Origin of the sequence: Sediminibacterium sp. (genome assembly GCF_051860225.1) — a bacterium.
In the GTDB taxonomy this organism is placed as follows: domain Bacteria; phylum Bacteroidota; class Bacteroidia; order Chitinophagales; family Chitinophagaceae; genus Sediminibacterium.
In genome coordinates this window covers 25985-47983 of the sequence record NZ_JBHYEI010000004.1, presented here as the reverse complement: position 1 = coordinate 47983, position 21999 = coordinate 25985, and the positions used below count along the sequence as shown (strand labels likewise).

At 33.9% G+C, this 21999-nt stretch carries 20 protein-coding genes; 18 read left to right on the top strand and 2 right to left on the bottom strand.

What is annotated here, in order from left to right:
* Window positions 1–125 precede the first annotated feature (125 nt).
* The 15 genes from ACTIEI_RS13130 to ACTIEI_RS13060 all read left to right on the top strand — a co-directional run bounded on the left by ACTIEI_RS13130 (window position 126) and on the right by ACTIEI_RS13060 (window position 13821).
* The gene (locus ACTIEI_RS13130) at window positions 126–692 is read left to right on the top strand and encodes a polymer-forming cytoskeletal protein (protein ID WP_439506752.1); all 567 of its coding nucleotides are present in this window, start codon (window positions 126–128) and stop codon (window positions 690–692) included.
* A gap of 192 nt (window positions 693–884) precedes the next feature.
* Window positions 885–2048: a sialidase family protein gene (locus tag ACTIEI_RS13125; RefSeq protein ID WP_439506751.1), complete on the top strand. Its 1164-nt coding sequence runs from the start codon at window positions 885–887 to the stop codon at window positions 2046–2048.
* A 13-nt stretch (window positions 2049–2061) separates the two neighbouring features.
* Window positions 2062–2595 (top strand): DUF1697 domain-containing protein, encoded by a 534-nt coding sequence (locus tag ACTIEI_RS13120; protein ID WP_439506750.1) that lies wholly within the window; start codon window positions 2062–2064, stop codon window positions 2593–2595.
* Between the two features lie 116 nt (window positions 2596–2711).
* Window positions 2712–2918 carry a type II toxin-antitoxin system Y4mF family antitoxin gene (locus ACTIEI_RS13115; protein ID WP_439506749.1) on the top strand — a complete coding sequence of 69 codons (207 nt, stop codon included), beginning with the start codon at window positions 2712–2714 and terminating at the stop codon, window positions 2916–2918.
* A complete protein-coding gene (locus ACTIEI_RS13110) occupies window positions 2911–3228 on the top strand; it encodes a HipA N-terminal domain-containing protein (protein WP_439506748.1) in 318 nt (105 codons plus the stop codon). The genes ACTIEI_RS13115 and ACTIEI_RS13110 overlap by 8 nt, the downstream gene beginning before the upstream one ends.
* A gap of 9 nt (window positions 3229–3237) precedes the next feature.
* On the top strand, window positions 3238–4158 hold the full coding sequence (locus ACTIEI_RS13105; RefSeq protein WP_439506747.1) for a HipA domain-containing protein: 921 nt from the start codon (window positions 3238–3240) through the stop codon (window positions 4156–4158).
* Window positions 4159–4227: 69 nt separating this feature from the next.
* Window positions 4228–5556: a DEAD/DEAH box helicase gene (locus tag ACTIEI_RS13100; protein WP_439506746.1), complete on the top strand. Its 1329-nt coding sequence runs from the start codon at window positions 4228–4230 to the stop codon at window positions 5554–5556.
* 75 nt (window positions 5557–5631) lie between these two features.
* Window positions 5632–6168, top strand: a complete 537-nt coding sequence (locus tag ACTIEI_RS13095; protein ID WP_439506745.1) for a hypothetical protein — start codon at window positions 5632–5634, stop codon at window positions 6166–6168.
* Window positions 6169–6205: 37 nt separating this feature from the next.
* On the top strand, window positions 6206–6661 hold the full coding sequence (locus ACTIEI_RS13090) for a DUF2062 domain-containing protein (protein WP_439506744.1): 456 nt from the start codon (window positions 6206–6208) through the stop codon (window positions 6659–6661).
* 585 nt (window positions 6662–7246) lie between these two features.
* Window positions 7247–7747, top strand: coding sequence for a hypothetical protein (locus ACTIEI_RS13085; RefSeq protein ID WP_439506743.1), 501 nt, complete (start codon window positions 7247–7249; stop codon window positions 7745–7747).
* Between the two features lie 53 nt (window positions 7748–7800).
* On the top strand, window positions 7801–9288 hold the full coding sequence (locus ACTIEI_RS13080; RefSeq protein ID WP_439506742.1) for an FAD-binding oxidoreductase: 1488 nt from the start codon (window positions 7801–7803) through the stop codon (window positions 9286–9288).
* The gene (locus tag ACTIEI_RS13075) at window positions 9288–10313 is read left to right on the top strand and encodes a DUF481 domain-containing protein (protein WP_439506741.1); all 1026 of its coding nucleotides are present in this window, start codon (window positions 9288–9290) and stop codon (window positions 10311–10313) included. Before ACTIEI_RS13080 ends, ACTIEI_RS13075 begins: the two co-directional genes overlap by 1 nt.
* 39 nt (window positions 10314–10352) lie before the next feature.
* Window positions 10353–12071, top strand: coding sequence for a di-heme-cytochrome C peroxidase (locus ACTIEI_RS13070; protein WP_439506740.1), 1719 nt, complete (start codon window positions 10353–10355; stop codon window positions 12069–12071).
* A gap of 18 nt (window positions 12072–12089) precedes the next feature.
* Window positions 12090–13364: an alpha/beta hydrolase family protein gene (locus tag ACTIEI_RS13065; RefSeq protein WP_439506739.1), complete on the top strand. Its 1275-nt coding sequence runs from the start codon at window positions 12090–12092 to the stop codon at window positions 13362–13364.
* Window positions 13365–13431: 67 nt separating this feature from the next.
* Entirely contained in the window at window positions 13432–13821 is a 390-nt protein-coding gene (locus ACTIEI_RS13060; RefSeq protein WP_439506738.1) for a lipoprotein, read from the top strand.
* A 61-nt stretch (window positions 13822–13882) separates the two neighbouring features.
* Here ACTIEI_RS13060 and ACTIEI_RS13055 read toward each other — a convergent pair whose 3' ends face one another.
* The gene (locus ACTIEI_RS13055) at window positions 13883–15316 is read right to left on the bottom strand and encodes a hypothetical protein (RefSeq protein WP_439506737.1); all 1434 of its coding nucleotides are present in this window, start codon (window positions 15314–15316) and stop codon (window positions 13883–13885) included.
* Between the two features lie 60 nt (window positions 15317–15376).
* On the opposite strand from ACTIEI_RS13055, the gene ACTIEI_RS13050 reads away from it, so the two are divergent.
* Window positions 15377–17782: a mechanosensitive ion channel family protein gene (locus ACTIEI_RS13050; protein ID WP_439506736.1), complete on the top strand. Its 2406-nt coding sequence runs from the start codon at window positions 15377–15379 to the stop codon at window positions 17780–17782.
* Window positions 17783–17797: 15 nt separating this feature from the next.
* Window positions 17798–19204 (top strand): hypothetical protein, encoded by a 1407-nt coding sequence (locus ACTIEI_RS13045; protein WP_439506735.1) that lies wholly within the window; start codon window positions 17798–17800, stop codon window positions 19202–19204.
* On the opposite strand, the gene ACTIEI_RS13040 is transcribed toward ACTIEI_RS13045, so the two are convergent.
* Window positions 19201–20487 (bottom strand): acetyl-CoA hydrolase/transferase family protein, encoded by a 1287-nt coding sequence (locus ACTIEI_RS13040; RefSeq protein WP_439506734.1) that lies wholly within the window; start codon window positions 20485–20487, stop codon window positions 19201–19203. The genes ACTIEI_RS13045 and ACTIEI_RS13040 overlap by 4 nt on opposite strands.
* An 84-nt stretch (window positions 20488–20571) precedes the next feature.
* Between ACTIEI_RS13040 and ACTIEI_RS13035 the strand changes: the two genes are divergently transcribed.
* Window positions 20572–21975, top strand: coding sequence for a glycoside hydrolase family 30 protein (locus ACTIEI_RS13035; protein ID WP_439506733.1), 1404 nt, complete (start codon window positions 20572–20574; stop codon window positions 21973–21975).
* Window positions 21976–21999: the final 24 nt, after the last annotated feature.

The following is a 21999-nucleotide window of genomic DNA, read 5'->3' as shown; positions in this document are numbered from 1 at the left end:
AATATTCCATAAAGCTTAACTGTAATACTCCCATTATTTAGAAACAAAATAAGTTATCAAGACTTTATATAGTTTCAATTAAACACAAATTAAATTTTTAGCCCTTAAACTTTTAAAATTAGCATATGATAGATCAAAGCCAGGTATTAATTACTTTACCCGATGGGGTTTTTATGGAAGGTCATTTTAAGACCAAGCATTCATTAAAGATAGAAAGCAGTATAAATGGTACGCTTTTGTCAAAGCAAAAAGTGCTACTCGAATGCAATTCAGTGTTTAATGGCGATTTAATTTGCTCAGAATTGGTATTATCTGGAAAATTTAGTGGCAATATATTTTGTACTGGAAAAGTACAAGTGAAACAGGGCTGCCAAATTTCAGGAAGAATATATACTTATCGTTTTGAGAACGATGAAATGACCAATCTAGATTGTATTATTAGTGTACCAGATGCCAATACCATAAATAAAATCAAAGAAATTATTGAAGGTATAGATGTAGATCAAAAACTTAGTATAGATCCTAATTTGCCAAGCTTGATTAAAATCTACGAAGATAATTTGGCCATCAAGGAGAAAATAAAGTTACCAGAATTAGTAAAAGAAACAATTAAACCAATTCCAGTTGCTTTTAATGGAATCCCAATTTCATCCAACGGAGTTCCCAATGCCGCAAAAGGTGTATCTAAATAACAGAGATAACCTGAATAATTTTTTAAAAATTGCCTACTAGTCTGCAAATGACATGTATTATATTCATAATTAAATTTTCGGCTCACGTTTGGCTATTAAAGCTCTTAGAAATACAATCCTAATTGACGGAGCGCAGCGACGTGAATCCTTTGGAATCAGTTTAGTATTTTATTTATGTATAATTTTAGTTGAATGAAAAAACTAACTATTCTACTTTCCATAGTCTTTAGCTTTCTAAACCTCTATGCTCAAGAGAAAACAGTTCCTGTTTTTGTTTCAGGTACCGATGGTTATAAAAGTTTTCGAATTCCTGCAATTATTGCTTTGAAAAATGGTGAGTTGTTGGCTTTTTGTGAAGGGAGGGTAAATGGTGCAGGCGACTATGGAAATATTGATATTGTAATGAAACGCAGTACTGATAAAGGAAACACTTGGTCACCTTTACAAGTAGTGGCAGAGTTTGGAAACGAGCAATTGTGTAACCCTGCACCAGTGGTTGATTTAAAAGATTCTAATTTCCCACAAGGTCGAATTTTTCTATTTTATAATACTGGTAATAATCATGAAAGGGAGATTTTAAAAGGAAACGGAATTAAATATTGCTTTTATAAAACATCGATAGATGGAGGTATCAATTGGACTGAACCGATTGATATAACCGAACAGGTTCATCGCCCCAATCAACCAGCAATTAATAGCAAATTTAATTTCGTTGAAGATTGGAGATATTATGCCAACACTCCTGGACATGCTATGCAGTTTCAAGAAGGGAAATATAAAGGCAGAATCTTTATTGCGGCAAATCATAGTGAAGGAGAGCCACAAAAAGCTGCCGGACATTATGTTGCTCATGGGTATTACAGTGATGATCATGGTAAAACTTTTCACGTTGGCAAATCTCTAAGTATACATGGTAGTAATGAATCAATGGCTGTAGAATTGAGCAATGGACAACTAATGATGAATAGTCGTAATCAACGCGGTGATATAAAGGCTAGGATTGTTTCTATAAGCAGTACCGGTGGTGCAACTTGGGACACCACTTATTTTGATCAAAATTTAATTGATCCAGTATGTCAGGGAAGCATACTGAATATCGGAAAGAAAAAAGGAAAAAATATACTTGCGTTTTGCAATGCAGCAGATTCTCAAAAAAGAAATAATCTGACATTGCGCATCAGTTATGATGAGGGAGAAACATGGGATAAAAGTATATTAGTTGATAGGAGTACAGATGAAGCGAAAAGAGATTTTACTGCTTATTCTGATTTAGTTAAAGTTGGGAAAAAGAAAATTGCAGTGTTGTATGAACGCGACAATTATAAGGAAATAGTATTTAAAATAATGGGCTACTAAATAGAATTACTTTATGTTAAAACTTGTAGCCTTTCTCCGCGGCATCAATGTTGGAGGCCATCATAAAGTGCCAATGGCGGAGCTAAAGACTATACTGACCCATTTAGGATGCGAAAATGTAACAACTATTTTAAACTCAGGAAATATTGTTTTTGAAACCACAAAAAAAGATATTGCTGGTTTGGAGCGTATTATAGAATCTGCCTTTACGGAGAATTTTGGTTTTTTAATCCCAGTGATTTTAATCCCCCATAAACAAATAAACGAATTGGTAAATGATGATCCATTTGCTAGCATTGATGTTCATAAAAACATACGGCTTTACATCTCATTTTTAAAAGAACCTTCAACAATCAAATTAACACTCCCATATATTTCCAAAGACAATTCGTTTAAAATTATTGGTACAAAAAACCACATTATTATAAGCGTTTTAGACATCACCACAAGCAATACCCCAAAAGGAATGGAAGACTTAGAGAAGCTTTTTGGAAAAAATATCACCACCAGAAATTGGAATACCATTCAGAAAATAAATAACTGTTGAGTTCTCTTCGATTGAATATACCTAAAAGGGTATAATCTATGTTTAAAAATAAATTTTATACCTAAAAAGGTATAATTAAAATAAATTTATTACATTTATACCCATAAAGGTATAAAATGAATCTTTCTACTTTTCTAAAAGAACAACGAAAGCACAATAATCTTACACAGGAAGATCTTGCTGTAAAATCTGGAGTGGGTCTTCGACTCGTTAGAGAAATTGAGCAAGGAAAAGTGACTATGCGAATGGATAAGGTAAACCAGATACTGGCTTTATTTGGTGCGGAACTAACTGTCAACTTTAAAGAATACAAAAATGGCTAAAACTGCAAGAATTTTTTATGATGGGGCATTGGCTGCCTTGCTATCTGAAACAGATGATGGTTATGTTTTACAATACGATGAGCATTATCTACAAAATCCAACAAGTAAACCCATCAGTCTTACTTTACCATTACGTAAAGAAATTTACGTCAGCAAAGTATTATTCCCCTTTTTTGATGGGTTAATACCTGAGGGCTGGTTGCTAGATATAGCAGTTACTCATTGGAAAGTAAAAGCCAATGACCGTTTTGATTTATTATTAGCTACCTGCAGAGATACTATTGGAGCAGTTTCTGTTGAATCTGAATAAAATTGCACCATGAATAATTGTTGGTTTTGTTATAAAGCAATAGAAGATGGAAAATATCATCCTTCCTGTGCAAAAAAATTTTTTGGTACGAAGGAGGTACCAACGTTACAATTGGATGATGCATTGATAGATGCATTGGCTAAACAAACCGTTAATAAACGGATTGCAGTAACGGGAGTTCAACCAAAATTATCACTTACGCTACAAAAAGAAAATGACCAAAGTCGGTTAACAATTGTTGGATTGTGGGGTGAGTATATTTTAAAGCCACAGCATTACGCTTATCCGATGATGCCAGAAACAGAAGACTTGACCATGCATTTAGCAACATTGTTTAAAATACCTGTTTGCGAACACGCTCTTCTACAAGCAAGTAATGGAAGCATGGTATATATCGCAAAACGGTTTGACAGAGTTAATGGAAAAAAAATTCATGTTGAAGACTTGTGCCAAGTGTCCGAATTTTTAACAGAAAATAAATATAAAAGCTCTTACGAAAAAGCAGGTAAGCTTGTTGCAAATTATTGTAATAGAGGTCTTGACACGCTATATTATTTTGAAATTATTTTATTTAGTTTTCTATGTGGTAATAATGATATGCATTTGAAGAATTTTACCTTAATGCATCAGGAAAATGGGATTAGACTAAGTCCAGCTTACGACTTGCTAAATGTGAACTTATTAAATCCAAAAGATTTAGAAGAATTGGCACTTACAATAAATGGTAAAAAAGCTAGAATAAAATTAGTAGACTTTAAAGTATTAGCAGAAAAGTTAAGTATTAATGAAAATGTCTACAACAAAATATTTAAATTTTATAGTAGTAAAAATGATGAAGTAATGAATCTGATTGATCGGTCATTTTTAGATGATAATATGAAAATAAAGTACAAAGAAATCTGGATGAATAAACAAAAGTTATTTACTTAGAAATCATTACGAATCACTCATAAAAGCCGACTATTTAATTAAAGCTATCTTTGTATATTATTACATACTATGACGTTTCAGCAACTCAACCTCAATACCGCTCTTTTTTCAGCCTTAGATGATTTAGGATATACAACACCTACAACCATTCAACATAAGGTATTTCCCATCGCCATGTCTGGTAAAGATGTATGCGGTATTGCCCAAACAGGAACCGGTAAAACAATCGCTTATTTATTGCCCTGTTTAAAGCAATGGAAATTTGATAAAAATAAAGATCCTCAAATTTTAATTGTGGTACCTACCAGAGAGCTGGTTGTTCAAGTAGTAGAAACAGTTAAGAAATTGTCTTCGTATATGAGTTTGGATGTGGTGGGTGTGTATGGTGGTGTAAATATTAATACCCAGCAAATTGAAGTGGAGAAAGGGGTTGATGTGTTGGTTGCAACACCTGGCCGTTTGTTTGATTTAGCTATGAATGGTGCTTTTAAAACAAAGTATATTAAAAAGCTGGTAATAGATGAAGTAGATGAAATGATGAATCTTGGATTTAGAACACAGTTGAGAAATATCATGGATTTGTTACCGAAAAAAAGACAGAACTTATTATTCTCTGCAACCATCACCGAAGAAGTAGAATCATTAATGGAGACTTATTTTAATGCTCCTGTGCGAGTAGAAGCTGCTCCAACTGGTACGCCACTAGACAATATTGAACAAAGTCGTTTTAATGTTCCTAATTTTTATACAAAGGTAAATTTGCTTGAACTGCTTTTAAAACAGGATGCTTCAATGACCAAAGTATTGGTATTTACAGCAACTAAAAAATTAGCGGATCAATTGTATGAATCTTTAGAAAAACGTTTCGAAGGCACAATAGGGATTATACACTCTAATAAAGAACAAAACCATCGTTTTAATACTGTTAAACAATTCAAGGATGGGATTTATCGATTTATCATTGCAACAGATATTGTTGCAAGAGGAATTGATATTGCCCAAGTAACGCATGTGGTCAATTTTGATACCCCAGATATTCCTGAAAACTACATACATCGAATAGGAAGAACCGGAAGGTTCGATAAAAAAGGTATTGCCATTAGTTTCACCACAGAGAAAGAAATGCCTTTTATTGTTGCTATTGAGCAATTGATGAAATATGAAATACCTGTTGTTGAATTACCTATTCATTTAAGTATTTCTGATGTTCTTACAGAAGACGAGAAGCCCAAGGTTTACATGAAAGTGCCTTATATTAAGCCCAAAAAGAAATCGGACGCAGGGCCTGCATTTCATGAAAAATCAGCTAAAAATCAAAAGCGAAATGTAAAAGTGAGGCGCAAAGATGCCATGAAGAAAAAATATGGTAAACCCATCAAAAGAGGAGCTAAAAAATAAGCTATATCGTATTTTTAGTACCAGATTTTACTTTTCAAATGTAACTCTAGTAATATTGTTTAAAATATTGCAGGAATGAAAAAAGGAATTTTACTTTTTGTAATCATGCTGAGTACTATTGGGTTTATTTATTTTCTTGTAAAATATATGGGTGTTCAAGGCTTTTTATTTGCATGGGTATTGAATTTCATGTTAATGATGTTTGTGCTCATGTTTACCGAGACATTAAAATCAGCCTGTACCTCAAATTATTTCAAGGAAAAAAAATGGGAGCAAAAAGGTAAAATTTATGAGCAACTTGGCATACACCTTTTTCGAAAATTATTAGTTATAGTTGGATGGGAGAAGCTAAATAAAAAGGAAAATCCAGTTAAAAATAATTTGGCAGCCCTCGTTCATTTAGAATATAGAACAAAACAATCTGAACTAGGACACCTCATCATCTTTTTTATTGTTGGTGGATTTTCTATTTATGTTGCTATCCGGTATTGCTTTTCAGCATCAGCGTGGCTGATTTTCCTAAATCTCGTGTTAAACTTTTATCCAATTTTGTTACAGCGCTACAATCGTCCTAGATTACAAAGGGCGATTCAAATCTTTCAGCGAAAGTAATCTCTAATATAATTGCTTAAACAATGGATTGGCATTTATGAAACCTACCAAAAGAAATTGCTTCATTAATATTTTAAGAAAAGTTAGAATTAACTTTCTAAAAATTTATCACGCTCGTGGTAGTGCGCATGAAATTGCATTAGGCGCGGCTATAGGGGCTTTCTGGGGCGTGTTTCCTACTTTTGGGTTGAGTACAGTTTTGTCTTTATTGATGTATAAATTTCTTCGCTTCAATTTATTAGCTGCAATATCAGGGGCATTTATTTCTAACCCCTTAACTAGTCCATTTTTATTGATTCTTAGTTATAAAGTTGGACAATATTTCATACCAACAAATCAAACACTTGAGTTGAGTAATTGGTACACCACTCTTCCTCAAATTGGATACGTGTTGTTAGTTGGTGCTACCCTGGTTAGTATAGTAACAAGTTTCATCGTTTATTATCTTACTAAATTTGCCATTGAAAAAAGACGAAGCACTATTAAGTTATAAATCATGGCTTATTACCAATTTAGCTTTATCCGTTGCTTCCAATAACTTTTCCTTGTCTTTTAAAAAACAGGAAACATGAAAATTTCCTTCCCAAAAAAGTATGCAAAGTGGCAAATCATTGTTTAGTGTATAAAAAGAACAATCCCCTTGATCTGGATTATTAAAATGCAAAATGAGTCTGCTTTGTTAAGATTTGAGGAAAGCGGATTAAGGTGATTATATACTGGTGTTAAAATAGCCAAAACATCAATCCAGCTGCAATACTTAAGGGCCTTTTAAAAGTACTGGTTAAATTAGTCTGTCTTGTGCTGCCAAAAAATATGCTTCAATTATTTTAGTATTGCCTATAACAAAATTGGATAAGATTAATTATTGTTACGATTCACTTAAAAAGTAATATAAATAAGATTTACAATGTCATGGGGATTATGTTTCTTCGACTACTTATTATTATACTTTTTTTAAGTTTCCAAATAAAGTCTTTTTGCTATTAACTACCTATTATAATTAGACCACCAATCTATAATTTTTAATCTCTTAAAGACAGATCAAAATCAAAATTATTTTTTACAAAAATAAACAGCAATGAAAAAGAAATTCTACAAATTGAGTTTATTCTTAATGATTATTCCAGTATTTATCATTAGTTGTGCATCTATTTTAGGAAAGTCTTCCTATCCTGTTTCAATCAATACTAATCCTAATGGGGCTAATATTAGTATTACCGATAAAAAAGGAAAGGAAGTCTACAAAGGACAGAGTCCTTCTACTGTTACATTAAAATCTGGAGGCGGTTTTTTTGTGAAAGCAGAATACCAAGTTAAGATATCATCAAATGGATACAGTGAAATCATTGTACCTGTGAATTATAAATTGAATGGATGGTATTTTGGCAATTTACTGCTTGGGGGTGTAATTGGAATGTTAATAGTGGATCCCGCTACAGGTGCTATGTGGAAATTAGATACTCCACCCATCAGCGTTACCTTATCAAGGCCAACTGCAATGAGTAAACCAACTTTGGAAATTTTATCTGTAGATGAAGTAAGCAATGCTGTAAAGGAAAATATGGTTCGAATTAACTAGCAACGAATCTATGGCAAATACTATTGATATACAAGTAAACAAATACAGACAAAATGAGTACTTCTAGAAGATCATTTATTTCTCAGGTGATGCTTGCAACAGGTGGGTTGAGCGTTACTCCTTCATTTGCAGCATTTTTAGAGAATAATCTGGTTCAAAATCCAATAGGTGCTACTGGCAAATGGATGGAACTTGCAAAGTTGTTAAAGGGCTCGTTGATTATGGCTAGTGATCTTGATTTTGCAAAGTTCAATACACAATACGCACTTGCTTATTTGACAGAAATACCTGAGGCGATTGCACTTTGCACTTCTGAAAAAGACGTTATTGCTTGTGTAAAATGGGCTCGTAAGCATAAGGTTCCAATTGTGCCTAGATCAGGAGGACACTCCTATGCTGCATTTTCTCGTAATACTGGTTTGATTGTTGATCTTTCTCAAATGACTGATATCAAATTTGATGGCACTACCAATTTAGCTACACTAGAAGGTGGGGTTCACAATCAGCAGGTTTATAACTGCGGAAGACTGGCATCTGTATCTGTTTCTCATGGTCGCTGCAAGGGTGTTGGCGTTGCCGGACTTGTTTTGGGTGGAGGTATTGGTTTCAATATGCGTAAGTATGGTTTAACATGCGATCAATTAATTTCAACACGTATTGTATTAGCAAACGGTGAAGTTATTGTTGCTAGTGCCACAGAAAACCCTGAAGTATTTTGGGCAATACGAGGTGCAGGTGGTGGCAATTTTGGGATTCATACGCAATTTGTAATGCAGATGTTTCCAGTTTCCACTGTAACATGGTTTCGAATTCAATGGAGAACATCGCTTGAGCAAATATTTGATATGTTTCAAGATATTGCAATGGAAGCACCCCCTGAGCTGGGTGTAAAGTTCATGATAAACGCACAAAATGGTAATCATGAAAAAGGTAATGATCTCTACATAGAAATTTTAGGTCAGTTTGCAGGTCAGCAAGACCAATTAAGATCCTTACTATACCCACTTTATCAACTGGCAGCTCCTTCTCTTGAAATTATTCAAAACTTACCTTATTGGGATGCGCAAGAATTCCTTTCTGAAGACGGCAATCCAGAATATGCACATGAGCGTTCACGTTTTTGTTTTAGTAAAATATCTCAGGATGGGCGAGATACAATTTTTCGCAATTTGAGGAAATGGCCTGGTACATCGATTGATGCTATGTGGAAGTATTTTCTAATGGGAGGTAAAATTAAAGAAATTCCAAAATCTGCCACATCATTTCCATTCAGACAAGCAACCATGATTACTTCAATTGATGTGGAATGGTTACCAGCTGACCATAGAGATTTAGAAGCGAATTTTAAATGGTTGGATACTTTCCATGATGAAATGGAAAAATATACTTCACCATATTGCTATGTTAATTTTACAGATAGGAGACAAAAAAATCATCTGAATGCTTATTACAGTGATCACTTGGATCGCTTAAAAGCTGTAAAGCGTCAATTAGACCCTGATAACACTTTCTACAATCCGCAAAGTATACCTAGCAAATAATGAAGAATCGTTTATACCTCTATTTGCTGATTGTTTTGATAAGTTGTTCAGAGAAAGTGTCTGCGGAAGTATCAGACTCACTTGAAATGGAAAATGGGAAAATACTTGTTGGTGAATTTTTGGGATGGCTGAATAATGAAATTAGTTTTTGTATTCCAGATGTGGGAATAGTAGCTATCAAATATGAAAAAGTAAGAAAGTTGAATGCGAATTCGAATAAATATCATATTGAAACTTATACAGGAAAAATATTTTATAACAAGCTTATATGTATAAATCCTCGTGATTTTCTTTTTATTGAAAATGGTATCCCGATCTCAATTAAGTTCAAGGAAATTGAAATGATAAGTCCACTTAAAAAAGGGGTATTAACTAATGGATTTATAGGGCTTGGATACAATTATTCAAAATTTACCAATTATGGATTAATTACTATTGATGGCGGAGTAAACTTTAAAACCGAAAATTGGGTATTTGATATAGGGGCTAATAGTATGTTTATTCATAAAGAGTCAAATGGATTAGAACGTATTCGAGAGTCTGCGAATATTAAAATAGATCATAATGTGAACGCTCGATGGCAATTTGCTACTAGATACATCTATCAGCGTAATAAAGAACTCGGTCTTGCATATAGACACCTGGCTGGTGGAGGCCTACTTTATAAGATAATTAGAAGATCAATTTTACATTTAAATTTCTCTACCGGCATTGCTGCAATGGCTGAAGGAACATTTGATAATCAAAACTATAACAGATATGAAATTCCTTTTCTTCTCGAGGTAAGGTTATCTAGACTTGGCAATTCAAATATGTCCTTATATCATACACAGATTCTTTTTATTGGCACTGGAAATAATAAGCGGATTAGACACGACGGTGAGTTGCGATTGAATTTGTTATTCAATAAAAAGTTATCCTTAACCACATATATTTTTAATAATTATGACAGTGCCCCTGTTCAAAAAATTGAAACAAACAAGTTAGACTATGGATGGAATACTGGGCTTAGATATGCATTCTGAAATAAACAAGAAATTCTATTTTATCAATAAAAATGCTGTATGAAAAAATTTTTAATTATTGTGCTAGCTATAACCTTTGTGATAGCCTGCAACACAAAAGTAAATTTTCAAGGATTTTATAAATCCGAGTCTGTTCAATTTGCAGAACAGGGCTGGAGTGAAGGCGAACGAGATTACTGGCACCATCTTAACGCTGGTCAGGAGTTTGCTCCTCTCAGTTGGTTAAAATCCTTACAAGCTCCAGATACCAGTCTTTCATTAACAGATCCTGCATACCTCAGGAGTTTGGGTTTTTTAGATAAATCTGTTACTGAAAATAATCCTGAGGGTCTCCCCATTGGCTTTTCTATAAAGCCTGCAGAAAAAAATGGACGAGTAATGGTTGGATTAAACTGTGCTTCTTGCCACACTGGTCAAATCAATTTTAAAGGGAAAGCATTACGAATTGATGGGGCCTCAGCTGGGTTCAATATTTATCAATTTTTTGTTGATTATGGAATTGCTCTAGGAAAAACAATACAGGATAGTGCTGCTTGGAGAAAGTTTTCTTCTAATGTATTAAAGCAAGAGCTAGGTGATGAATCGGTTTTGCGAAAAGAGGTAGAAGAGCTGATTAAGTCTGCTCAATGGGAGGCAGAAGCCTATTCAAAAATAAAAAAAGAATCAGTTAATGCAGGCCATGGACGGATGGATCCATTTAATCGAATTGGCAATGAAGTTTTTGGCCTTGGATTAAGAGAGCAATCTAATTATTACGCTAGTGATGCCCCAGTTGGTGTTCCTTATCTCTGGGATATAGCTCGCTTAAATTGGGTGCATTATAATGCATCGTTTAATCACCGCGTATCAAGAAATATTTTACAGGTATTAGGTAACGGTGGTAAAACCTACTTCATGGATGAAAATGGAAATGTAAAAAAGGGGCCTGAGAAATGGGAAAGCAATTTTAATATTGAGCGCTTGCTCGAGATCGAAGAAGGCTATTCTGCTTTAAAAGCGCCACAATGGCCAGATGAAATGTTAGGAAAAGTAGATATGCAGAAGGCTAAAAAAGGTAGAGAACTATTTATGACAAATTGTGCAAGTTGTCATGCGCCTCGCCCCATTAATGGCTCAAATTCTGCTAAGCCTGATTGGGCAGTTGTTACATTGCCCCATAGTGTAATAGGGACAGATTCTAGTGAGGCTGCAGGATTTGTGAATAGAAGGTATGATGCATCAAAGCTTTTGGGTAAAAAATCTCCTCGTATAGATGCAGCCACAGGACTTGAACTACTTACTTCTGAAATGGCCAAATATGCCTACAATAAATTAGGATGGACAGCAGAACAAATTGCTTCTGCAAATGGAGATGATCGACCAAATAAAGTGAGAGCATATGCCGGATACAAAGCAAGACCTTTGGATGGTGTATGGAGTACTCCTCCATTTCTACACAATGGTTCTGTTCCCAATTTATATGAATTGCTAAGTCCACCTGAAGAAAGATCTACCACTTTCTGGTTGGGTACTTATGAATATGATCCTATTAAATTAGGTTATATGAGTATGCAGTCGGATAAATCATTTTTGTTTGACACGCGTTTACCTGGAAATTCAAATGCGGGTCATGCATTTTCAAATGATACAAAGACAGTGGGAAAAATTGGGCGTAAACTCAGCCCTGAAGAGCGTATGGAAATTATTGAGTATGTAAAGGTACTCACAACTATGCCACCTGCGGCGCAAAAACCAGTTGAACGTAATTGGAATAAATAACAATCAAACAAATGCTTTATGTCTAATCAATTTTATATTATCCGATTTCTGAAGGCTCAAGTTGTCTGTCTTTTTATTTTTTTATTGTGTAGTTGTTCCAATCAGCCTAATCAAAAAAATGATTCAGAAATTTATAATGGGAAACTTATTCGTGTTGATAGTATTACAACTTTTGATACTTCCAAATTGAATCGAATTCTGAATGAGGAGTTGCAACAATTTTTGCGTGGATCTACTATAACATTTTCAGAAGTAAAGGGCAAATATCAAACACCCCAAAATGGGGTTACTTTATATAAGTTAACTTACCAAAGCAGTATTCCTGAAAAAAATAATAAGCCTGCAATTACAACGGGCTTAATTGCCATACCTTCTGCATTTGCTTCTGGAAGTCCCATGATTTCTTACCAACATGGAACTGTTTTTGGAAAAACGGAAGTGCCAACATTTATTGAAGAGTCGATGGAAACCAAATTGGCAGTAGCACAATTTGGAGGAAATGGTTACATAGTGATTGCGCCCGACTATCATGGCCTAGGCGCATCTAATGAAAAAAATACCTATTTAATTCAAAAAAGTTCGGAGCAAGCTTGTCTTGATTTATATACTGCAGCAAAGGAATTTTTAGAAAAGAAAAATATTAATGTTTCACATTTTTTCACACTTGGTTGGTCACAAGGAGCATATAATACCCTGACATATCTTCGCCGACTAGAACAAGAAGGAGTTAAAGTAAATGCTACTGCTACTGCGGCAACACCATCAGACTTGAATTATTATATAAGTCAAAGTATTTTAAACCCAAGACCCGAAGATCCTGAGTGGATTCCTGCATGCTTCTCTAATCTTTTATTTGCTTATGAAGTCTATTATGATATTAAAGGATTAACAGCTAAAGCAATTCGTCCTGAATTCTTACAAGCTGCCAAAGAATTTTATGAACACAAAATTAATTTTACGGATTTCTTTAAAAGAACTGCCCCAACTGTAAAAGACTACCTCACTCCTGAGTTTATCCAAGAAATACAACTTGGCTCAAGTCCTCTTTGTAAAGCACTAACAGCATCAGAAGGGTATAGATGGAAAAGTGTAACGCCACTTCGGTCTTATTATGGTGATAGAGATGAAGTTTTTCCGGTAGATCTGGCCCAATTGGCCATTAATTACCAAGCTTTATTAGGCAAAAAGAATGGCGAACTTTTTACTGCTGGGATGAATGCAGATCATAGAGGCACATACGCTTTTGCATTATACCATGTGAAACCTTGGTTTGATAGTTTTTTAAAACAATAATTTATTCTAGCAACATCATCTTTTTTATATGCACTACAATTTATTCCTAAATTATTAAAAAATCTAAATGCAAAAAATCTTTTCCGTTTTGTTGTTCACTGCTGTACTTGCATCCTGCTCAAAAAAAGAAACCCCTGCTCCTGCTGTAAAGACTTATTCGGTTGAATATAAGTTAGAGCTAACTAATGCTGCAAATTCTAATGTGGCAGGAACAGTTAGTTACATTTCAAAGACTTCCACATCAGCTACTGCAATGCTTACAAGCCCAAGTTGGGTAGTCACTGAAAGTAATTGGGCCCTCAAATCGGGGGATAGTGTGGGCTTTAAGGCAAATATTACCAATGCGGGTTCTTATAAGGCTTATCTTTTGGTGGATGGCGGAGTTATGAAATACCAGTCTACTGCATCAACTTTTCCGATTAATGGAACAGTAACATTGTATTATACTATGCCATGATAGTTAATACATTGTGCTCTATTTTAAGATTTGTTTTAGGTTTCCAATTTTTGAATTGACTTTAAAAATTGTGTACATAAGCTAGCATAAATCCAGCAGAAAACTTAGATGCTGGTGTATTATCTTTATTCCCTTCTAAAAAATTCATTTCATTAGGGTCGTCAAAATTGACTAATTGTTCAAGTGATTTATTACGACCGTAACTTAATAGTATCCCTGCCTTTAAGTTAAATTTTCTTTTCTTAATATTTGCTCCTGCTTGTAAATGATAAAGGTCGTAATTAATGGATGAGGCGCTAAATCCATTATTATTTTCAAATAGTTCTTTATTAGAATAAGTAAAATCTGTTCTTGCTGAAATAAATCCCTTTACTTCATTTTTCAATGGAAAGCTTATTCCTATTGAAAAATTTAAAATTGATTTCCCTGCATCTTTAAAGCTTATTTCAGACGCACTAAACTCTTTTACAGTTCCTGTATCAGGTCTTATAAACGCTTCGTCTCTTGGTTGCACTAAGCTGTATGGTTTTACTTTATTAAAAAATTCAGATGCTATATATATTTCGCCTCCTTTGTAATAATGCGTATATCCTGCAGCAATACTTAATGGTCTTTTATAAGAGCTGGTTAATTTGGTTTGTCTTGTGCTGCCAAGTAAGAAAATCTCAGTATTGCTGATTCTTAAATTATTAATTGCGTACTCCGCTAGTATATCAGATTTACCAAATATTTTTAAAGTGGGTAATGTTAACATTATCCCTAAATGATTTTTATCATTAAAACTATAAGATAATCCTGCTTTAAATTGTAAGTTATAGTTTCTACTGTTTACTACATAGTATTCTGAAACGGTTACTAATTTTTGAAATAATGTTGAATTATCATTTATCAAAGCTCGAGCAGTAATATTATGACTAAATAATTGTCTTCTATTGGTAAACATTCCTGAAAATCCTATGGCTAATTTTTTGTTGACACTCTTGCCAAAAGAAAAGATTGCAGATGTTTCATTAATGGTATTACTATGAACGTATTGACCAATATAAAACTCTTTACCTGGGCTATATGTATCCGATAATACATTGATTTGCTCATCTCTTCTTTGAGACGCATTAAATTGAAAAACTGGCGTATATAAAATGGCGTAAGCAAACGTAATAGGCTTTTTTAATTTCAAATAAATCGTATTCGATGCTATGACCGGCATAATATTAGTAAATTGATGTCTTAAGTCTAAACCTTCACCTGTTCCATTTTTTATGCTAAGTAAATTGTAATTATATACACTACCGCTAATATTTGAGGCGTTTTTGGTATTATATGCTAGCAATGCTGGATTATAAAAGAGCACCCCACTGTCTCCATTTTTAGCGATTGTTGCCCCTGGAACAAAAAAGCCTCCTGGGCCATAAGCGGATGACCAATAATTGGCATCTTGTGTAAATCCATAATATACTAGCAGTAGGCTAACAAAAAGACTTAAAAACTTGCTCATATATTGTTGATTTATGGTCAGAATCAAAATAATGAATAAATTGGTAATATAAGTAAGCTTATGCGCCCTAAAAATCTTTTATTTTTCTTTCTCTGTTTTTTTAGCATTTCTGCGTTTTGCCAAGACATTGATTCCTCCCGTAGACAATTCATAGAAAAAATAAAAAAGGCAGAGAAGATTGAATTCGAAAGCAGTTTATCTGAGTTAGAGCAACATCGTGCTGAGATTAAACGGGCTAAAGTGCTAGAAGATCTGCTTAAAATAGGGCAAAGGGCTAAATCTTTTTTGAAACAGGGTGTTGACAGCAATGGAATTAAGATTAAACTTGAAAAGATTAAAGAGTGGAATACTATCGTTCAAAAAGGGGTTGAATGGTACATTGGCCCCACTCAAACACAAAGAAATTTATCTATTTCTAGTAAACTTAATAGGGAACTGATTTTTAAACTAGAACAGGAAAATATTCTCTTAGATGAATACCTAAATGAATTGATTTCAAATAGGAATCACTTGGATTCTTTAATGAGCGATAGCAGTTTATACAACTTTCCAAAAGATACAATTGGGTTAACTCAATATTATTTAAGGCTGAAATCTGTATTAGGTGTTTTAAAACCAATCGATTCAAGTTTGCAAAAAGCTATAATAAGTCTAGATAATTTAAAGAATAGATTAGTAGTTCAAAAAAATCAACTCAGTATCGAGAATGATGAATTGCAGGAGCAGCGTAAAATACTTTTTAAAAATAGTTTAAATAAAGAGTTTGTTGAAACAGTAGGATGGAGGATGAATGATTTGCCATTTAGTTACGTATTGAAATTTTCTTTTTTAAAGGAACAGCTAGCATTTATATTTTATATCCAAGATAATATTGCAAAAATATTCTTCTTATTTGTGCTAGTGTTTTTACTTTTTTATTTTGTTAAAACACTTAAGCAAAAAATAGTCGAAAGTCATTTGATTTTTAAGTACCCGTTACTTTCTGCTGTGATTATTGTATTTGGATTATTTCAATTTGTGTTTTTAGATCCCCCTTTTGTGTTTTACTTATGGTTTTGGTTAATCCCAGGTATTTCATTAACTGTTGTTTTTTGGAATTATATTGCAAAGTTTTGGATGAAATTTTGGCTTTCCATTTTATTGTTATTTATTTTAGTAGCTGCCGATAATTTAATTTTGCTAGCATCTAATATTGAAAGGGGTGTTTTATTTGTATTAGCATTTTTAGGATTATTTTCCGGATTCTATTTTCTCTTCAATTGGAATAAGCATGGTCATGAGCTTAAAGAAAGGTACATTAAGTACTTTCTTTATTTCTTAATGGGTATGCAGATTTTATCAATCATGTTCAATTTTTATGGCAGCTATAATTTGTCAAAATCAATCATGGTGTCTGGTTATTTTGGTGTCTTGACAGGCATTTTGTTGCTATGGACTGTTAGATTAATAAATGATGTCTTATTTTTTGCAACTGAAACATATAATGCACACGATAGAAAACTTTTTTATATCAACTTTGAAAAAGTTGGATCTAAAGTGCCTTCATTCTTCTATTTTTTATTAGTTATAGGGTGGTTTGTCTTAGTTAGTAGGAACTTTTATTTGTATAATCAATTGGCTGAACCAATTTCTAATTGGATGTTTGAAGAAAGAACAATTGGTGAATACACTTTTAGTATTAGAGGGGTTGCCAATTTTATTGTCATAATTTTTATTTCTTTTTTCATTTCTAGGGTTGTTTCATTTATTGCTTCAGAACCAAATCATACAAACGAATTTGCTGATAAAAAATCAACAAATGGTATAGGTAGTTGGATATTATTAATTAGAATTGTCATCATAGGTATGGGATTATTTTTAGCATTTGCTGCTGCAGGAATTCCACTTGATAAAATTACTATCATTCTAGGAGCACTTAGTGTAGGCATTGGGTTTGGTTTGCAAACCTTGATAAATAATTTGGTAAGCGGTTTAATTATTGCTTTTGAGAAGCCAGTAAACGTAGGGGATATTGTAGAGGTAATGGGTAAATCAGGTACAATGAAATCGATTGGATTTAGAAGCAGTGTAATTACAACTTGGGATGGAGCTAATTTAATTATTTCCAATGGTGATTTAATGAATGCGCAATTGATTAATTGGACACAGGATAAGGGATTTAGAAGATTAGAATTGAAATTAGATATTGTTTTAGGAATTGACTTAAATCAAGTATACGATATTGTTGAGAAAATAATTCTTGAAAATAATGAAATTCTAAAATATCCTAAATACGTGATTGAATTTAATCAAATTGTGAATGCTTCAGCGGAGTTGTCTATTTATTTTTGGGTAAGGAAATATGGAGATGCCGGACATGTTATGAGTAAATTGATTGTAGATATAGATAAAGTTTTTAGTGCTAATAAAATTGCTTTTGCTAAACCTACAAATAATATTATTATACAAAACAATAATGAAAATTAGACCCGTATATTGGTGATGAAAAACTTCTTTTTTATTTTTTATTTTGTTTCCATCATTTTCACGCTAAACGCTCAGAACCTTAATAGCAGCCTACCTGAGTTGACTAATTCGCCGTTTGTAGAATCTCCATTTAGTTCAAGTAAACCCCCATTTCAACTTTATTGGAAATCAAAAGATGGCAATTTTCTGTTAGTGAATGATAAATCATCTGCAATAAAGAAAATCAAACAATACCAGTTGTATTATTCTTTTTTGGATAAGCCAATGAAGGAAATGGATTTCGTTTCTATGCCAATTCATTTTAACACTAAGCAACCAGTTCAAATTAAACAACTGAGTCCTAAAAATTGGTTGTTGCAATTTGTTGGTTTAAACGAAAAAATATACCAAAGTGCTGTAAGTGCTTACAATGCTGCTAGATGGATGGAGCAGTTTTTAGACCCGCCATCAAGTAAACTGTCGCTAAAAGATATTGTAATCCCTGGTTCACACGATGCTGGTATGAGTGTACTTACGGCAACGGGTGGACAGCAAAAGGGTACTATTAATGCCTGCAATACCTTAACCCAACAAATATCAATTGATGAGCAATTAAATCAGGGTATCAGAATGTTTGATTTACGAGTAGGTATGTACAATCAAATGCTTTATACAAAACATGCTGCATCAGATTGTATGGAAGATGCTATTGGGGGTGGCTATGGCGAACGATTAAAGACAGTTGCAGTGGGGCTAAAAAAATTCTTACAAGTAAATTCAAAAGAAATCGTATTGATCTCTTTTAGTCATTTTTGTGAGAAAGAAGCACCTCTACAACAGTTGCAAGACAGTTTAATTAATTGGATAGGAGAAGATCAAATTTATAAAAATACTGCAGTTGCTATTGCGGATGTTCCGCTTAAGCATTTATCAGGTAAAGTGATATTAAGTTTTGAAATCCCCAATTGGAATCATTCGCTTTTTCCTCGTTGTGATATGAACGACACTTCTACCGCTTTTATTAATTTTAGAAGAGCGTATGCCAGCACGAATGATATGAAAAAACTCATGCAGACTGAGCAAGATTTTTTTAATAAGCTACAAACCGGCGTATCAAAAAATGATATCATCAGACTTGACTGGCAAATTACCCAAAGTGCGGACGAAGCTTCAGCTGTATGCAATGATTTTCAAGATGAAAAATTAAATCCTATTGTGAATGGTGCCATTCTTTTGGCCAATATGATTCGTAAAAACAAGAGCATTATTGACCATGCTAAAATTGCCAATCAACAATTGCCTATTAAAATGAATGAATGGATCCTGAATAAAACTATTACCAATAAAAACAAGCCCAATATTATTTATGTAGATGCAGCAGGTGCATGGGTAACTGACTATTGTATATATTTAATGCAAAGTCCGCTTTACTCTTCCAACTAACATTTAAATCTTTCTGCCGTAGCTTTTTCTAATGCTTCTCTATGATCAGGGTGGGCTATGCTGATTAATGCTTTTGCACGTTGGGTCATATTCATCCCAAATAAATTGACTGCGCCGTATTCTGTTACCACCCAGTGTATATGTCCTCTAGTTGTTACTACACCAGCCCCTTGTTTTAAATAGGGTACAATCCTTGAGATGCCTTTATTGGTGACTGATGGAATGGCTATGATGGGTTTGCCACCTTCGGACAGTGCTGCTCCCCTTATAAAATCCATTTGTCCACCAATACCTGAGTATTGGTACATTCCAATTGAATCGGAACATACTTGCCCTGTTAGATCTATTTCTATTGCGCTGTTTATGGCAGTTACTTTTTTATTCAAACTCAATACCCTGGGGTCATTCACATAATCTATGTCTAATGATTTGATGATGGGGTTGTCGTCGGCAAAATCATATAGTTGTTTTGTTCCCAACATAAAAGAAGTAACGCAATAACCTTTCACTATTTTTTTTCTGCTATTATTGATAGTGCCATTTTGAATCAATGGAATCACTCCATCTGAAAACATTTCTGTGTGTAGCCCAAGGTTTTTATGATTAGTTAAGTTTTTAAGAACTGCATCTGGAATGCTTCCTATGCCTAATTGTAAAGTAGCTTCATCTTCTACTAATTCTGCAACAATCTTCCCAATTTGATGATGTACTTCAGTTGCACCACTTGCATAACTAACTTCTGGCAACGGATCGTCTGTCCAAACAGCCATATCAAATTTGGAGAATGGAATAAATCCATCACCATGTACTCTTGGCATATTGGGATTCACTTGTGCAATAATCATTTTAGCAGAGCGCAATGCAGATTTTACAATATCTACAGAAGTGCCAAGCGAGCAATATCCATGTTTGTCTGGTGGTGAAACGGAAACAATGGCAACATCTACTTTTAGAATATTTCGATTAAATAGTAACGGAATCTCACTCAAGAAAACAGGCGTATAATCTCCCATCCCTTGGCTAATGGCTTTTCGATTGCTATCCGAAACAAATAGTGAATTCATATAAAAATGACCTGCCAAAGAAGGATCGTTTAAGTTGACTCCTTGTTGGGTAATGCTGATTAATTCAACGTTTTGTAATCGGTCTTTTTGCTGAACCATTTCATTGATTAATCTTACTGGAGTGGCTGCACTTCCATGTAAGAAAATGGTTGAATTGGATTGAATTTGTTGAATGGCTTCTGTTGCTGTTACAAAGGGAATAGCTGGCTTAGTGCTCATAATTTAATCGATATCTTCAAATTTACGGCAGGATTAACGAGTGTACCAAAACTGCTTTAATTTCATGATATAAATCATATTAACATGTATCAAAGTAGAGCGATTTTGCAGTTGTGTATTGTAATAAGTTCATTTTTCAATCTGTGCTATGCACAAAAAAATACGGCAACTGCTTACATCACAAGTGGCGATCAAGTGCAATTATTACAAAAGCAAATATTGCCTTTAAGTCAAACTCAATCAAGTACTACTATTCATTCTATCTTAATTGATACTCGAGAAAAATTTCAAACTATTGATGGGTTTGGTTTTACCCTTACGGGTGGATCTGCGCTGTTGATTCAACAAATGGAACCAACAGCCAGAAGGGCTTTATTGCAAGAATTATTTGGACAATCAACCAATGCTATTTCAGTCAGTTATTTGCGTTTAAGTGTGGGTGCATCCGATTTAAGTGAATCAGTTTTTAGTTATAATGATTTGGCAGAGGGAACAATAGATACTTTAATGCAGCACTTTAGTTTGTCGAGAGATACCATTCATTTAGTTCCACTAATAAAACAAATATTAGCCATTAATCCTTCCATTAAATTCATGGCTACTCCTTGGAGCCCACCTACGTGGATGAAAACGAATAAAAATAGCATGGGAGGGAACTTGCTCCCTCAGTATTATAGGGCTTACGCAAGATATTTAGTAAAATATATTCATGCTATGGAGGCAAATGGAATTTCTATTGATGCACTTACCATTCAAAACGAACCACAACATGGGGGTAACAACCCAAGTATGTTAATGACTGCTGATGAGCAAGCCCTGTTTATTAAGGAGCATTTAGGACCAATGTTTTTTCAGCAAAAAATTAAAACCAAAATTATTATTTGGGATCATAATTGCGATCATCCTGAATTTCCCATTCGTGTGTTAAATGATGCAACGGCCAATCAGTATATTGATGGAACAGCATTCCATTTGTATGCTGGTGATATTACTGCATTATCTGCTGTTAAAAAAGTTCATCCCAATAAGAATATTTATTTCACCGAACAGTGGACAGGTAGTAAAGGTAGTTTTGATGGCGATTTAAAATGGCATATAAAAAATGTTCTATTAGGTTCTTTGCAAAATCATAGTAAAATTGCCTTGGAGTGGAATCTGGCAAATGATATAACGTATGGACCCCATACCCCTGGTGGTTGTACTGAATGCAAGGGGGCATTGACCATCAATGGATCTACTGTAACTAGAAATGTCGCTTATTATATTATTGCCCATGCAGCTAAGTTTGTACCTCCAGGATCGATTCGTATTCAAAGTAATAGTACCGAAAACATTGAATCTGTAGCTTTTTTGACGCCAGAAGGGAGTACAATCCTTATATTGCTGAATAATGGAACAGCTAAAGATAGCTTCTATATTGGCTATAATAAGCAATGGGCGAACCTGACTTTAAAAGCAGGGGCTGTTGCTACCATAGTGTTTAAATAAATTGTACAATTGCATAAATAAACG